This is a genomic window from Pseudoalteromonas sp. 2CM32C (genome assembly GCF_023161925.1).
GTDB classification, from domain to species: domain Bacteria; phylum Pseudomonadota; class Gammaproteobacteria; order Enterobacterales; family Alteromonadaceae; genus Pseudoalteromonas; species Pseudoalteromonas marina.
In genome coordinates this window covers 269380-283207 of record NZ_JALNTI010000002.1, presented here as the reverse complement: position 1 = coordinate 283207, position 13828 = coordinate 269380, and the positions used below count along the sequence as shown (strand labels likewise).

The following is a 13828-nucleotide window of genomic DNA, read 5'->3' as shown; positions in this document are numbered from 1 at the left end:
TTTTTATAACCTTTTTAATAGGTTATAAAAAAGGCGCGTTTAAAACGCGCCAAATTGGTGCAAATATTTTAACTAATGTTCAAAGTTAAGCAGCGGTTTGCTCTACTTTGGGGAGTACTAAATTAAGCACTATACCTAAAACGGCACACAAGCTAACGCCCTCTAAACTAAATTGACTGCTGCCTATGTGCATTCCGCCAATGCCACACACTAAAATAAGGGCAACAATACTTAAGTTACGAGGCGCTGTTAAATCGTCACCCGACTTAACCAACGTATTGAGTCCAACAACCGCAATCGAACCAAATAATAAAATCATAATACCGCCCATCACAGGCACCGGTATGGTTTGTAACCCAGCCCCCATTTTTGCAATAAATGCCAGAGCAATAGCAATAATAGCGGTCCACAGCATTACTTTTGGATTAAAGTTTTTAGTTAACATTACCGCGCCAGTCACCTCTGAATACGTCGTGTTTGGCGGGCCTCCAAATAACGACGCCGCAGATGTTGCTAATCCATCACCAAACAAAGTACGGTGCAGACCTGGCTTTTTTAAAAAGTCTTTTTTAGTCACTTGGCTTATAGCCATCATATCGCCTATATGCTCAATAGCTGGCGCAATGGCCACAGGCACCATAAACAAAATAGCCTGCCATTTAAACTCTGGCAGTGTAAAGTTTGGAATAGCAAACCAATGTGCATTACTTACCGCATCAAACTGTACTACCCCCAACGCAAGCGATAAACCATAGCCCGATATTACGCCTGCCAATATAGGAATTAACTTAAATACTCCTTTACCCCACACGGCAAAAATAAGCGTTACCACAAGTGAAAACATGGAAATTAAAATAGCACTGTTGTAATCAATAAGCTGAACGCTGCCATCACCTGTTTTACCCATTGCCATATTAACTGCAACAGGCGCAAGCGCTAAACCTATCACCATAATAACGGGGCCAACAACAACCGGTGGTAAAATTTTATGAAGAGTCGCCACACCTTTAAATTTAACTAACAAACCTAACAACATATAAGCAACGCCAGCGGCCATTAACCCGCCCATCGTAGCGGGTACGCCCCACATTTGTACACCTGCAATAATGGGTGCTATAAACGCGAACGAAGAGGCTAAAAATATTGGTACCTGCCCTTTAGTCACTAATTGAAATAGTAATGTGCCAACACCTGCAGTAAATAGCGCCACACTAGGATCGAGTCCCGTTAATAACGGCACCAATACCAATGCACCAAATGCAACAAATAGCATTTGTGCGCCGGTTAAAATTGTTTTAATTGAAAACGTTGCGTTACTTTTCACTACACACTCCTAAATTTAAACATTGCTTTTTACAGTTATAAAGTAATAAACAAACACGAAAAAGGCCTTCCTCAGAAAGCCTCTTTAATGATTGCATTGCCCATAACGCGAAACACAATTAACGCTAATTAATGACGACTACACCGTACCAAATATTTTATCACCCGCATCACCTAAACCAGGCACTATATATCCTTTCTCGTTTAAGTGGCTGTCTACCGCTGCGGTAAATATTTCTACATCAGGGTGAGCTGCTAACGTTTTTTCTACCCCTTCAGGGGCTGCAACTAACACTATAACTTTGATTTCTTTACAGCCCGCTTTTTTTAACATGTCTATTGTGGCAATCATCGAGCCACCTGTTGCAAGCATCGGGTCAATAACCAAGCTAAGACGTTGTTCAATGTTACCAACCAACTTCTCAAAATAAGGAATTGGCTCAAGCGTTTCTTCGTTGCGTTGAAGGCCAACTACACTCACTTTAGCCGCAGGCAACAACTGCATAACACCATCCATCATACCTAAACCTGCACGTAAGATAGGCACCACTGTAATTTTTTTGCCTTTAATATGCTGTACGTTAAGTTTGTTACCGTCCCAACTGGTTATTTCATTGTCTTCAAGGGGAATATTTTTCGTTGCTTCGTACGTTAATAATGTGCCGACTTCTGAGCACAGCTCACGAAAGCTTTTAGTGCTAATGCCGAAAGCGCGCATTAAACCTAATTTATGTTGAACAAGTGGATGAGTAATAACGTGAATAGCCATGATGAAAACCTACTTAGACAATAATTAGCGATATTTTATATTAAAAATGACCATTTGACCTGTAGTTTTAAACCAATTCTCATACATTGTGCGCAAATATATGTGTTTGTTTGATATTTATGCACAACACAATTGTAAAAGTTCAGCTGTTGGTTTCAAACCAACTCACAACTTGGTCATGCATATAACTATTTATTTTGTAATGCTCTGGGCTCCAGCCGGCTAAAAAGCGATAAAAATCAGCCCAAGCAGCAGGCCACAACGCCTTCCATTCCTTTATTACCGCTTGAGCAGGTATATTAGGTTGATACTGAGTGAGTGCATGTTCTAACTCATAAAAATAATAGGTAAGTTCGCTTGTTGCATGAGCATGTAATTCTTCACAGCTATAGCAGCTCGTCATAAAATACATAACATCGACTATACCAACGCCAGCGCCTGTGTACTGAAAGTCGTAACCACGTATCTCATTATTTAAGTTAACGGCAAAGTTTGCCAGTTTAGCATCGCCATGTAGTAACGTTTTATACTTAGGGTGTTCTAACTGGTAAGCTAATTTTTTAGCAACTACTTTTATATCAAACTGATTATTAGGGTTTGATACAAGCGCGTTAAATTCATCTGGCCGGGTATTTAAATGCCAATAACACCCTTGCTCCCACAAATCATCATGTTGCTTATTTAAATTAAACGCATGAAAGTGAGCAAGCCACTTTAATATTGGCTTTATATGCAACGAGCTGGCTTGCGTAAACCCAAACTGAGTAAAATTTTTAAACACCAGCGCATACTCATCGCCACAATTAATAGCACTCACACATTCAATACTGTTTGCTGTTTTAGGTAAATGCTGGCTGTAATGCTTATAAAAGTTATATTCAACATTATAAGACTGCTGCTTTCTTTTTAATGCAAATTCGCTTTGCTTAATTTTTGGATGGTTTATATGATTGGGTATTCTAATCGCCTTTATAACACAAGGCACATTATCAAGCCTGCACTCAATAATACTGCCACACCCGCTCCAAAGCGAGGTAAGTGTTGCACCTATTTTAATGTGTTTAAAGTGAGGCTGTAATAAGGAAAGGTAAAATGCCATAGCTGTATCAAGTAATTAATTTTTTGTAGTTTAGCATTAGACGGTATTATTAGTGAAAGTACTTAATTAAACCCAATGCTTTAACAAGCCCACAGCTTTTATTTTTAAATGGCACCCATTTTTAATTTTTTAGTTGTACTTCTCGCTGTCGCATGTACATGGCATCTATAATCGAAAAAAGTGCTTTAACATCAACAGTGCTTCCTTGATATTTAATGCCCCCATCTTTTCCTACTAAAGTAACGGTATTGTTTTTTAGTTGATATTGCTGCCTAACATTTAACATGAACGACTCGGATAACCGACCAGAATAGTTAGTTAAAGCCTCACTTTCTTTCAAAATAAACCAAACTATGTGTCGATCATTAATCCCTTCTGAGCTGTTTTTCATTAGGCTTAATGCGTGCTCAGTATCTGTAGGTTTATTTAATATAATCAGGCGATTTTCCCATCGTAAACTGGATAAGTCATTCAATGGAATACTTTCACTAGCATTCGAAAACACGCTGAATACGAGTAATAGAAGGTATTTGAGATATTTCATAACATAGCCTAAAAATAGAGTTTATAAGTAAAATACGTTCTATTTGGCTTTGCGGTTTTGCTTATTTTACTTTTTAGCGTTTATTGCTGTAGAGTATTTGTATGGGTACCGTTGTTGTTTTTGTTTTAACCCGCTTAAAGTGCAAAATTTATAATAAGTGTCTTGTTAATCTTTCCCATAGTCACTTGTTAGCAGTTTATGCTACCAGCCTCTAAGCTGTTATTTTTAATAAAAACAAACTTAACCCACCAAATAATGTTATAAAAACCACCAACATGATTATTAACGTTTTAGATTCACCTAGAGATTGCATTAACCCCATTTCAGAAGGTAATACTTGCTCAGGTAAACTTGGATCTTTAATTTTATTATTTTGCTTTCTATCCATAATACAAACCCCATACAAGACTAATATTACTAACACTTCGCTTAAGCGGCGAAAATGCTCTTTATTTTTGTTCGTTTTAAGCGTTTGTTATACACCTTCCACCAATTTCAAGACAGACTTAATTGCTTTAAAAGTGAATTCGGGATCTTGAATTGGCAAATTATGACCTACTTTGTCTGTGACAATATGAGTTGATATTGAGTTATTTGAAATAAGTTCTTGGTGTAGTGCTCTCCAAGCAATTTTTCCTTTCTCACTGTGTCCAATCCACCAATCCGATTCCCCTATTTGAGACGAGGTGACTATTACGGTTGGAACGTTATGAGTAGGTTGTGAAGGGAAAAGTACGTTATTAGTGTAGATATCCTGTAGAATTTGCCATTCAGGTTGATTTTTTAATATCGAATTAAGTCTGGCATTGTCATTTTTGGCCTTTTCTGGGTCAATTGCTTCGAGCTCTTTTTGAAAAAGCTCATGACTAGGATCTAGTAAGACCAAACCGGAAACTCTATCCACAAAATTGTGAGCAAAGTTTCTTGCATGAAAACCACCAAATGAGTGACCAACAAGTATTAAATTATCTTGTACATTTAGCTGAAACAGAAGTTTTTCTAAGCGCACTAAAGAGCGTTCTAAACTGACTTTAGATGAAGCACTAGATGAGCCATTTCCAGCGCGTGAGTAAATGATTACTCTAGAATTTAGTCTATCAGCAAATGGTAAAAAAGAGTCCCAATAGTTGACGCCCATGCCAACACCCGACTCAAAAACAAAAGTGTACTTTCCCTTCCCAAAGTCCAAATATTCAATTGAAACTTCGTCCACCTGAATTTGTTTGGTTTGTCCAAGAGCAGAAAATGAAATTGAAAAAATCAGAGCTACAATATATCGAAACAACCGCTTAATTCTCCGTAGTGTATAACGCCCGCATAAGTGGCGCAAAACGCTCGGCTATACTAAGCGAAGAATGAGCGCAGCCAAGCTTTTTGCGTCCACCCTTAATGCGTTTGTTATGCTTACAACACCCTGAAAGATTCCACCCATTGGCTATAACTATCTGTATTTTCGTCTAATTTAGTAATCGGCTTGGGGGTTTCCAAAGGTAACACTTTTGAAATAAACGCAATTCTATTTTTATATAGTTTAATGGTGCATATCCACGTGCTAGCCACGGTTTGATAAGTCCCCTTAGCTAAGAATTTGTGAGAGTTAGAATCAGGAAAATTTCGTTGCTCTATGACATTGAACTCGCCAGTAGAGCGAAACCTATTTTGAGAGTGTTCATTTACAATGTCGGGAAGAACTTTTTGAAATTGTTCAGTTGTAATTTCTTTTGGCAGTGTAACCCACTCAATAGTGTGTAATCCTTGAGGAGTCCAGTAACCTGAACCAATGAAAAAGTCGACGAATAATTGATTGGGATAAACAGTATCTTTGGCATTTGGATGAACCAACGCGGGTAAATCTACGATAAATTCGTTATTTGGGGATGTATATGTTTCATTTTTAAAGTCCATCCTTCCTGAAACATTTAACGTAGAACATGACATCAAGAATAAAGCCAAACCAAGTATTGCCGTAATTCTCAAAATTAACTCCTGTAAGCATAACGCTCGCATAAGCGGCAAATTGACAATGGGTTAAACTTATTGAGCGCCAGCGACAATAACCCATTGTTAATTGTCCGAGCGAGTTTACGAGCCTTAATGCACTTGTTATGTGCTCTTATGCACCGTGGTTTAGTCAGAAAATAGATCCATATTTGAATTCACGTAATCCATAATATTATCGTATTTGGAGTCATCCATTTTTCCTGCGACAACGTAACAATATAGGTACGATGCAACATAATTAAATTTATATCGTTTAATTGAGTCAGGGTCAAAAGAACAGTCTTGTTCAATCTGCTTGTCGTTTACATCGCACATTTCTTGGAGCAGCGAGCCATTATTCGATTTTTGTTTTTCTGAATAAAATAAAGGTGCCAATTTATATAGATTTTCTTTAGGAATCTCACCACTTTTAAGTGCTTCCATTGCTTTAGAAAGGGAATCCTCTGATTCTATAAGCCACTTTTTCATATATCACCTAAACTAATGCACATAACTCTTTGCTAAGGCGCAAAAAATAGTTGGTTATAATTAACGACACAGGAGCAAAACCAACTGTTTTTTGTCCTGCTGAATTGACTTGTTATGTGGCTTAATCACCTTGATTGTTAAAGTCCCACATATTTAGTTTTACACCATGAACAAAATCATCAATGATAACAAAGTGAATTTTCTCACCTGCACCTTCATACATGTACGCAAACTTACATTCGCCAGAATATTCTGAGTCAAATTTTAGGTGATCGATTGGTAGTGACTTACCAGTTAGGTACTTCACAACCTTTGAATGAGCATATTCTTGGTCAAAACTACAAGTGTCAGCAACAAACCAAGAATAAAAGAACCAAGCAACGAATAGTGCAACTAATCCTTTTTTAAGCACCCAACCTCCAAAGACACATAACGCCTTACTAATGGGCGCATAAATGCTTGGCTAAAATTAGCGACGAAGGAGCGCAAGCCAAGCGTTTTGCGTCCTTTTGAGTAACTTGTTAGCTTTCATACTGCTTCAAAAAAGCCAACATCTCCATTTTTATTTCTACAGGATTTCCGTAAATACCATCATTGGCAACATCTAGCGAGTCCCAAAAGCTCATCATCTGATTTTCGGCTTGTTCATCTGGTATGAAGATGTTTGGTTCAAAAGCCATCTCATAAATTTTCTGTGATACTTTCTCGTAGGTAGTAGTGTTGTTTTCTAATGCTTTTACGAAAATCGAAAATGCCTTTTTTGCGACTAATTTCGAGTCAGTTGATAATCCAAATTCTTGGAGCGCTAACACGGCATCATTAGTATTTTTTGAAACCGATACATCAAATAATCGGATATCGGGTTCATCGGCTTTTAAGATCAATGAATCCGCCCACTCTGTGACGTTATTTATTTTTAAAGCCCCACATTCTAAGGCTAATATCATTGCATAAATTTCGACGATGTTCATTTGAAAGCTAACGCCCCTATTAAACGGCACAGACTTGCTGGCTAAACTGGGAACGAAGTGACTCCAGCCAGCGAGTATGTGTCCGGTTGAATGGATTGTTAGGTTTCACTTAAACCTCTAAATTCAATTAACTTCTTTACTCGCTCTTCTTTCATGCGACACAGAGTATTCTCCAATTCTATATCTGAACCAAAACTAGCAACTCCCGACGAAACGCCACTAAAAATTTGAAAAATACTCCCAAGGACTCCTAACTCGCCTTCCTTATCATCATAAAGTGGCTGTCCAGCTGATTTTAGGCGTTGATACAACTCTATTGCTCTATCTGGATATGCTTCATCATCAATTGATGCCCATGCCTCATGAAGCTCATTGATGGTGTAAATCGAAAAATCAATACTCATAAATACCCGTGGAACCTAACGCCCTAATAATGGGCAAAAAATTGTTGGCTGAAATGTTGAGGAACGAAAACAGCCAACTGTTTTTTGTCCTTATTAATTAGCTTGTTAGTTGCCAATTACTCTAAATTTTCGATTGCTTTAATTACATTGTCATCCAATTCTCTAACCCAGACATTAGAACCTTTTTTGAAAAGAACGACCCTTTCCATTAAGCCCTCAGAAAACGAACAACTTGCACTGGATTGGTAAATTTTATTAGCAACCCCTTTTAGCGATCGCTCTGTAATTAATCTAACACTTTTTTGAACTGGTACAGAAATGCGAAATTCAATTAATTCGTTTTCTTCATTATCATTTAGCAAACCAGCCTCTGCTTCTGCGGCAAAGATACCTGTGACATAAGCAATTGCAACAACGTCAGCCTCAGCTACTTCCTTTTCAAAATCAAAAGGCGCTGGTCTGCATGACAATGCAGGGAAACAAATGATGAAGAGTAAAAAAGTTAGAATCGAACGCATAATCTTCCTTGGCAACTAACTTTCAAATAAGGGGCGCAGGTATGTGGGGCATAATGGCGAAGCCGCCCCGCATGTGTGCGTCCCAGCGAACGAAGTGAGTGACTTAATCTTTTTGTTATGTGGCATTTACTCGCACCTACTTCCTTTGTCTTTAACCACATAAGCAGCAAACTTACCAGATTCACTACCTGCTATAAGCTCATGCTCGAACCGACCATCCAGTACATCAAACCAAAAGCATCTAATTTGTTTGTTTGGGTGATTAACCGAAATATCTTCTATCTTTTCATGAATTTCAGGGTCATCTAATAGTAGCTCGCCAAACAAAAATGAAGCTTGAGCTTTGTAAGTGTTGGGAGTTTCAGCATTAAGCAATTCCAAAACAACAGATTTGTAGCGGTGTTTATTACGAATAAATAACTCTGTTGCCCCATCGTCCATACCAGAACCTAGAGAGTACATCTTGTGGAGTAAGAACACTTGAGCCTGGTTGCTAAAGGCAATAATCGCAATCAAAGCTGACGTTAAAACTACAATTCCGATAAATATTTTCACTTAACCTTCCATGCCACATAACGCTTTGCTAAGGGGCCATTAATAGTTGGCTAAACTTGCGCGAAGCGCCAAGCCAACTGTTAATTGTCCCAGTGAGTTTACGAACTTGAGCAACTTGTTATAAGCCATTTACTCAAATTTTTCCGAATCGTATTTAAAAGTTACATCAAAGCATCGTTCTGCATGCTTTGATGGATTAAATTTCCATTTCTTTAATGCACGAAGTGATTGCCTATCAAAAATTCTTCTTGGCTGAGAACGACTAATTTGGTGTTCTACAACCTTGCCTTCGCTATTCACTATTACCATAAAGTCAACGTAACCGACACCTATGAACCTTTCGGAATGTATCGGCCACTGAGGGTTTTCAGCTTCAATTAACGCAAATTTTTCACCTATGCACGAATCTACCTCATACATTTCGGTATTAACAAATGACACTAAAGTTGAGGCTAAAACTAATTCGATCATCATGGCTTATAACGCCTCATTAAGAGACAAAAAATAGTTGGTTAAAATAGCGAGGCACGAGCAAAAACCAACTGTTTTTTGTCCTTGTTTAATTTCTTGTTAGGTATCAATTAACTCAAGACTAAAATCTTTAGCTTCGTAATCCCAAGTAAGCTCAATACATTTAACTGTTTCCAATAACCTCTCTGGATAGTAGGTTTGTACAGGAATATTATGTTTTTCACTGCACACATACCATAATTCAAGCTTTTTACCTGAACCATTTATTCCTTCGAAAATTCTTACGTAATCTTCTGTACAAAACCATTTGCTACTATTTTCAGAGCTACATTTAGCTTGCTTTAGCATTGAAGCATGAATTAGCTTTCGATCGTATTCATTAGTATCAACAAAATGTGCGGGATAGTCTGCCCAATCGATTCTATCTGCAATCTCAATTGTTTCGTCGGCACTTGTTGAGGTAATAACGAATGTAATTAGAACAATTAGTATTTGCTTCAACTCCAGCCTCTCTTTGATACCTTACGCCCTGTTAACAGGCAAAAAATAGTTGGTTAAAATAAGCGACGCAGGAGCAAAAACCAACTGTTTTTTGTCCTTGTTTAACAGCTTGTTAGGCGACTTTTACATAAACCCAATTTGAAGGCTTTATTGCATGCATAATCATACACTTCCAGTTATTATAATTAGCACCACAATTTAATTCAGTGTTTACACTTTCTAGTTTTTCGAACTCAAACTTTTTAGATTTACACCAATCGATTTTCACAGATATAGTGTGCTTACCAGAAGTTAATTCAAAATGCTTAGTTTCACCGGAAGCAATTTCTCCAATATTTTGATCATCAACAATAACAGAGTATTTCCTAAGATAGTTGGTTGTTTCAACTCCTCGCGTTAAAGTTAAACAATTAATAGGCCGAGACTCATCTACAACTAATGCTTCTTTATGTTTATTAATTTTTTTACCGTAATACATCCCTATAGATATCCATAAAGATAAAAATATAATGAGCGGAATAAACGCTTTGATTAACTCCATACTTTCCCTAGTTGCCTAACGCCCGCAGCACGGGCTTGTTTGGAGCGCAGCGAAAAACTTGTCCCAGTGCCTGCGTTTGTTAGGCGAATTACCAAACATACGCTATTTTACCAATGATATTGCTCTCAGGCACAAATCCCCAGTAACGACTATCTAGACTATTATCTCTATTGTCACCTAATACGAAATAGTGCTTATCTGGCACTAACCATTCATCTGTTTGAGTACCAACTTGATAAAAGTAACGTTCGGATAAATCTTTCTGATTACTGTTCAATTTAATAACGTATGAATCATTATCTAGCGACTCTTTATAATACTCATGCTCCGAACCAGCTCCCGAGTCAGTGAATTTGTATTCTTTCGCTACCTCTGTAAATCCAGTACAATTTGCCGATTCATCCATGCAAGAAGGTTTAATAAAGATACTTTTGTCACGGTATATAACAGTATCCCCAGGCAGTCCTATAACCCTTTTGACAAAATCAATTTGAGGATTCTGTGGATATTGGAACACAACCACATCACCTCTTTTAAGTGTTTTAGATGGTGCTTTTTTGACTATTTGTAACCCAAAATATCTATAGTTTCCAAATCCACTTTTACTCACTATAACTTGATCATCAGGATTTAAAGTGGGACTCATTGACCTTGCCGGGATAGAAAATGGCTCATAAATAAAAGCTCTGACTAAAGATAAGAACGCAAAAAACATAACAAAACATACTAACGTAGCCAACCAACCAGCGTACCACTTCTTGCGCTGACCTTTGTCGTACCCCCGACAAATAAGATAAGCATGAATAGGACAAATGATTAAAAACAACCAAGTAAAATAAATATTATGATGCCACGACTCGGTATCATCAATAGCCTGCAACTTGGTATCGATTAATGTAACAAATATAATCAAAATTAAGTAAAACCAAAACAACTTGGCTTTGTTAACATACAAAAATGTGAAAGGCTGTATTACCAAACCGTAAAAAATACTTAGCCAAGCTTTGGGCTTCCATGAATCTTCCAATTTATCTCCTATTCGCCTAACGCCCGCATAAGGGGCTGATAATTGTTGGCTAAAATGTGTAGCGAAGCGAAACTGAGCCAACTGTTAGCAGTCCCGTCTTAATGCGCTTGTTAGGTATACACTGCTTCGTAAATAACAATACTGTTAATAATTAACAAAACAAAATACGCTAACTGCTCAATATAGAACAATGTTGGTTTGCTTAATTTAGCTGCCTTTAAAATATATGATTCTTTAAAAACAAAACCAAAAGTAAACATCGAAACCCATGCAATAAAGATTACAGATACTATTACTTGTTTAACTAAGGGGTGCACCAGGTTTTCATTGAGCGCTAAACCACAAATAAGAAATATGATTCCTAAAAAAGTATACTCGAATATGCTCTTAAATTTTGTCTTCGATATTGGCATCAGACTCCAAACTTCCATGTATACCTAACGCCCGCGTAATAGGCGCGAGCTTGCGAGCGTCCTAATTGACGCGTTTGTTAGAGCGATACTAAATTTCACGCTCAAATTCCAATTCACAGCTAATCTTATCAAGCTTGTCACAAAATTCATCAATACGAGGGGGCTCTTCAAAAACTATAATTTTATCCAGAGGTGAAAAATCACCTTTTCGTCTAGCAGCAACTGATTGTAAAATTTCTAACATTTGGTGAAACCCATCACGAATGACTGAGGCCCACCCAGCTTGTATTTCATGTATAACTTCTAAGTCTTCAGGAGTTTTGATTTCGCGTCCCTCAACTTCAAATCTATAAGCACTGCCATAAGCATCCTTAATAAGATCCACAACCCTTATAAGATTGTGATAGTCGACCTCATTTTCTTCATCCGCATGAATGGCTTCTATTAGATCAAATATTAACAACTGTTTTGAGACCTCAACTATTCGAAGCAGATTTTCAGGCCTAGTCTGGAGCCAATCAGCGTATTGCTCAACACTCATTGTTCTTTTTACTGTTATATGAACCCTATTACTAAGCACATCTTCCAACTTTTGGTCTATGCCATGAATTCGGGACTTCACCAATTCATAGGCAAGTGAATACTCCCAATAGTGTTTCTTTGAAAATGCAATTTTGTGAATTATCGAGGGCTCATTCTCCAGCCCGTTCGGTACAGAGTTGCGATAGGCATGAACACAGCGAATAAATGAGATGATGAACGCGAGAAGTATACCTGATGACAATACATATATATTGCTCAAGCCGGAGTTGGGAAAAAAGAAGCTTGAGGCTTCAATTAAACCCCAAAAAATACCAAAGAAGGCAATCCAATAGATGGGGAGGAATTTCCATTGAGATAAAAAGAAATCCTTAATATGTTCATGCCAAGGCATGTAAGTAAGACTGCGAGACTCTTCGTTTCTAATGTTGTGTTTTTCGTCTTCCATACTCAATCCTGGTTGCTCTAACGCCTCACTAAGAGGCAAAAAATAGTTGGTTAAAATAAGCGACGAAGGAGCAAAAACCAACTGTTTTTTGTCCTTTTGAGTGCCTTGTTAGAAGGCTATTGCTCAATACTTTGTAGTTCCAATTTTTTAAGAGCAAAATCGCCTCGCTCAGAAACACTTAAGGCTGAATCTTTTGAGAATTTATTAGCCAGTGTTTTAGCTTCACTTCCTAATGAATCTAATTCTCTAATAAGTATTTCAGCGGCAACCCTTCTTACTAATGACGAACGGTCACCTGACGCTTGATGCAAGCTTTTTAGAAATTGAAGCTCCGAAGTTAACTTTCTTTTACCAATTATGGACATTACTCTGCCTTTACAGAACCTGACATCCGTCCATTTCCATTTATAACCTTCAACCCATGTCATTTCACCTTCAAACAAACATCTAAATGCTTTAGCACGAACGGATGGTTGTACGGCATTTACAGCAAAATCATGTAGTTCACTATCGAAAGTAGCCTCTCGCCCGATTTGAGAAAAAATTGTAGGTAAAGGGCCTGAAGTGCCATTTAATATTTTTATTTTTAAAGCCGCGGCGACCGGCTTAGATGAAATGATTTTTAACAATACTTTCTTGTCTTCGTCTTCAATTCGTCCCCACGAATTCCAATTCGATAGAATTAAGCAAAGCCCATCCGCTACGTGTTCAGGGTTAGAAAGCTCTGCTATTTTAGGTAAGTGTTCTCTTACCGCCTTTCTGACTTGAGGTACCCAATCATTTAATCGGCGTAGAACTAAGGCGAAGAAAAAAGTATTTGGCGCTCCATTAGATAAAGTACGAATTGTCTTTTCTCTTTTGAAGCCGTCCCAGCTACATAAATCAACCCAAGTTAAAAAGTGTTGTGGTTTATTCCAGATTTTCCACTTAGGTTGAGCGGTAGCTTCTAACGCTTTATAAAATTCATTCCGAATTAACCTTTCCCAGTAATCTAATTTAGTTAAAGGTAAAGCAGATGTTGCATTTACAAGCGCAGACATATCAGATACGACTTTACTTCCTGAATTCATTGAACGAGCAAAGTCATGAACTCCTGATATAACGGCTTCTTCCATAATTTAATTGAACTCCAATCTAGAGTGCCTTCTAACATGTTTATAGCGAGCTAATCGCGCGTATTTCTACCACAGCGTAGCTCGTTTTCTTATTGATTTATTATTAACAAACTTGCCAAC

19 protein-coding genes are annotated in these 13828 nt (G+C 37.7%); all 19 read right to left on the bottom strand.

The annotated features are described in order from the left end of the window. Nucleotides 1-85: 85 nt before the first annotated feature. Entirely contained in the window at nucleotides 86-1324 is a 1239-nt protein-coding gene (locus MTF67_RS05170; RefSeq protein WP_248518905.1) for a uracil-xanthine permease family protein, read from the bottom strand. 138 nt (nucleotides 1325-1462) lie between these two features. Further along, nucleotides 1463-2092, bottom strand: a complete 630-nt coding sequence (gene upp / locus MTF67_RS05165; RefSeq protein ID WP_006791732.1) for a uracil phosphoribosyltransferase — start codon at nucleotides 2090-2092, stop codon at nucleotides 1463-1465. Between the two features lie 142 nt (nucleotides 2093-2234). After that, nucleotides 2235-3191 carry a kinase gene (locus tag MTF67_RS05160; RefSeq protein WP_039037457.1) on the bottom strand — a complete coding sequence of 319 codons (957 nt, stop codon included), beginning with the start codon at nucleotides 3189-3191 and terminating at the stop codon, nucleotides 2235-2237. A 121-nt stretch (nucleotides 3192-3312) separates the two neighbouring features. Further along, the gene (locus MTF67_RS05155; protein ID WP_039037458.1) at nucleotides 3313-3735 is read right to left on the bottom strand and encodes a DUF4174 domain-containing protein; all 423 of its coding nucleotides are present in this window, start codon (nucleotides 3733-3735) and stop codon (nucleotides 3313-3315) included. A 211-nt stretch (nucleotides 3736-3946) separates the two neighbouring features. After that, nucleotides 3947-4123 (bottom strand): hypothetical protein, encoded by a 177-nt coding sequence (locus tag MTF67_RS05150; RefSeq protein WP_248518904.1) that lies wholly within the window; start codon nucleotides 4121-4123, stop codon nucleotides 3947-3949. An 87-nt stretch (nucleotides 4124-4210) separates the two neighbouring features. Next, the gene (locus MTF67_RS05145) at nucleotides 4211-5020 is read right to left on the bottom strand and encodes an alpha/beta hydrolase (protein ID WP_039037459.1); all 810 of its coding nucleotides are present in this window, start codon (nucleotides 5018-5020) and stop codon (nucleotides 4211-4213) included. A gap of 119 nt (nucleotides 5021-5139) precedes the next feature. After that, on the bottom strand, nucleotides 5140-5712 hold the full coding sequence (locus MTF67_RS05140) for a hypothetical protein (protein WP_152607098.1): 573 nt from the start codon (nucleotides 5710-5712) through the stop codon (nucleotides 5140-5142). Between the two features lie 150 nt (nucleotides 5713-5862). Then, nucleotides 5863-6204, bottom strand: coding sequence for a hypothetical protein (locus tag MTF67_RS05135; protein WP_039037461.1), 342 nt, complete (start codon nucleotides 6202-6204; stop codon nucleotides 5863-5865). 121 nt (nucleotides 6205-6325) lie between these two features. Further along, nucleotides 6326-6616, bottom strand: coding sequence for a hypothetical protein (locus MTF67_RS05130; RefSeq protein WP_039037462.1), 291 nt, complete (start codon nucleotides 6614-6616; stop codon nucleotides 6326-6328). A 109-nt stretch (nucleotides 6617-6725) separates the two neighbouring features. After that, on the bottom strand, nucleotides 6726-7175 hold the full coding sequence (locus tag MTF67_RS05125; RefSeq protein WP_248518903.1) for a hypothetical protein: 450 nt from the start codon (nucleotides 7173-7175) through the stop codon (nucleotides 6726-6728). A 98-nt stretch (nucleotides 7176-7273) separates the two neighbouring features. After that, a complete protein-coding gene (locus MTF67_RS05120; protein ID WP_039037464.1) occupies nucleotides 7274-7579 on the bottom strand; it encodes a hypothetical protein in 306 nt (101 codons plus the stop codon). A gap of 116 nt (nucleotides 7580-7695) precedes the next feature. Beyond that, nucleotides 7696-8097: a hypothetical protein gene (locus tag MTF67_RS05115; protein WP_248518902.1), complete on the bottom strand. Its 402-nt coding sequence runs from the start codon at nucleotides 8095-8097 to the stop codon at nucleotides 7696-7698. Between the two features lie 126 nt (nucleotides 8098-8223). Then, entirely contained in the window at nucleotides 8224-8652 is a 429-nt protein-coding gene (locus MTF67_RS05110; RefSeq protein WP_248518901.1) for a hypothetical protein, read from the bottom strand. 129 nt (nucleotides 8653-8781) lie between these two features. Beyond that, nucleotides 8782-9126 (bottom strand): TonB family protein, encoded by a 345-nt coding sequence (locus tag MTF67_RS05105; protein WP_006794709.1) that lies wholly within the window; start codon nucleotides 9124-9126, stop codon nucleotides 8782-8784. 96 nt (nucleotides 9127-9222) lie between these two features. After that, nucleotides 9223-9624 carry a hypothetical protein gene (locus MTF67_RS05100; protein ID WP_248518900.1) on the bottom strand — a complete coding sequence of 134 codons (402 nt, stop codon included), beginning with the start codon at nucleotides 9622-9624 and terminating at the stop codon, nucleotides 9223-9225. Nucleotides 9625-9736: 112 nt separating this feature from the next. Next, entirely contained in the window at nucleotides 9737-10165 is a 429-nt protein-coding gene (locus MTF67_RS05095) for a hypothetical protein (protein ID WP_052242886.1), read from the bottom strand. Between the two features lie 88 nt (nucleotides 10166-10253). Continuing rightward, nucleotides 10254-11192, bottom strand: a complete 939-nt coding sequence (gene lepB / locus MTF67_RS05090; RefSeq protein ID WP_248518899.1) for a signal peptidase I — start codon at nucleotides 11190-11192, stop codon at nucleotides 10254-10256. 501 nt (nucleotides 11193-11693) lie between these two features. Next, nucleotides 11694-12593 (bottom strand): hypothetical protein, encoded by a 900-nt coding sequence (locus tag MTF67_RS05085; RefSeq protein WP_248518898.1) that lies wholly within the window; start codon nucleotides 12591-12593, stop codon nucleotides 11694-11696. 116 nt (nucleotides 12594-12709) lie between these two features. Next, the gene (locus tag MTF67_RS05080) at nucleotides 12710-13708 is read right to left on the bottom strand and encodes a hypothetical protein (protein WP_248518897.1); all 999 of its coding nucleotides are present in this window, start codon (nucleotides 13706-13708) and stop codon (nucleotides 12710-12712) included. Nucleotides 13709-13828 lie beyond the last annotated feature (120 nt).

Coding starts and splice junctions, on each gene's coding strand:
- upp (WP_006791732.1), bottom strand. CDS start 2,092: ATGGCTATTCACGTTATTACTCATCCACTTGTTCAACATAAATTAGGT.
- MTF67_RS05160 (WP_039037457.1), bottom strand. CDS start 3,191: ATGGCATTTTACCTTTCCTTATTACAGCCTCACTTTAAACACATTAAA.
- MTF67_RS05155 (WP_039037458.1), bottom strand. CDS start 3,735: ATGAAATATCTCAAATACCTTCTATTACTCGTATTCAGCGTGTTTTCG.
- MTF67_RS05150 (WP_248518904.1), bottom strand. CDS start 4,123: ATGGATAGAAAGCAAAATAATAAAATTAAAGATCCAAGTTTACCTGAG.
- MTF67_RS05135 (WP_039037461.1), bottom strand. CDS start 6,204: ATGAAAAAGTGGCTTATAGAATCAGAGGATTCCCTTTCTAAAGCAATG.
- MTF67_RS05125 (WP_248518903.1), bottom strand. CDS start 7,175: ATGAACATCGTCGAAATTTATGCAATGATATTAGCCTTAGAATGTGGG.
- MTF67_RS05120 (WP_039037464.1), bottom strand. CDS start 7,579: ATGAGTATTGATTTTTCGATTTACACCATCAATGAGCTTCATGAGGCA.
- MTF67_RS05115 (WP_248518902.1), bottom strand. CDS start 8,097: ATGCGTTCGATTCTAACTTTTTTACTCTTCATCATTTGTTTCCCTGCA.
- MTF67_RS05105 (WP_006794709.1), bottom strand. CDS start 9,126: ATGATGATCGAATTAGTTTTAGCCTCAACTTTAGTGTCATTTGTTAAT.
- MTF67_RS05095 (WP_052242886.1), bottom strand. CDS start 10,165: ATGGAGTTAATCAAAGCGTTTATTCCGCTCATTATATTTTTATCTTTA.
- MTF67_RS05085 (WP_248518898.1), bottom strand. CDS start 12,593: ATGGAAGACGAAAAACACAACATTAGAAACGAAGAGTCTCGCAGTCTT.
- MTF67_RS05080 (WP_248518897.1), bottom strand. CDS start 13,708: ATGGAAGAAGCCGTTATATCAGGAGTTCATGACTTTGCTCGTTCAATG.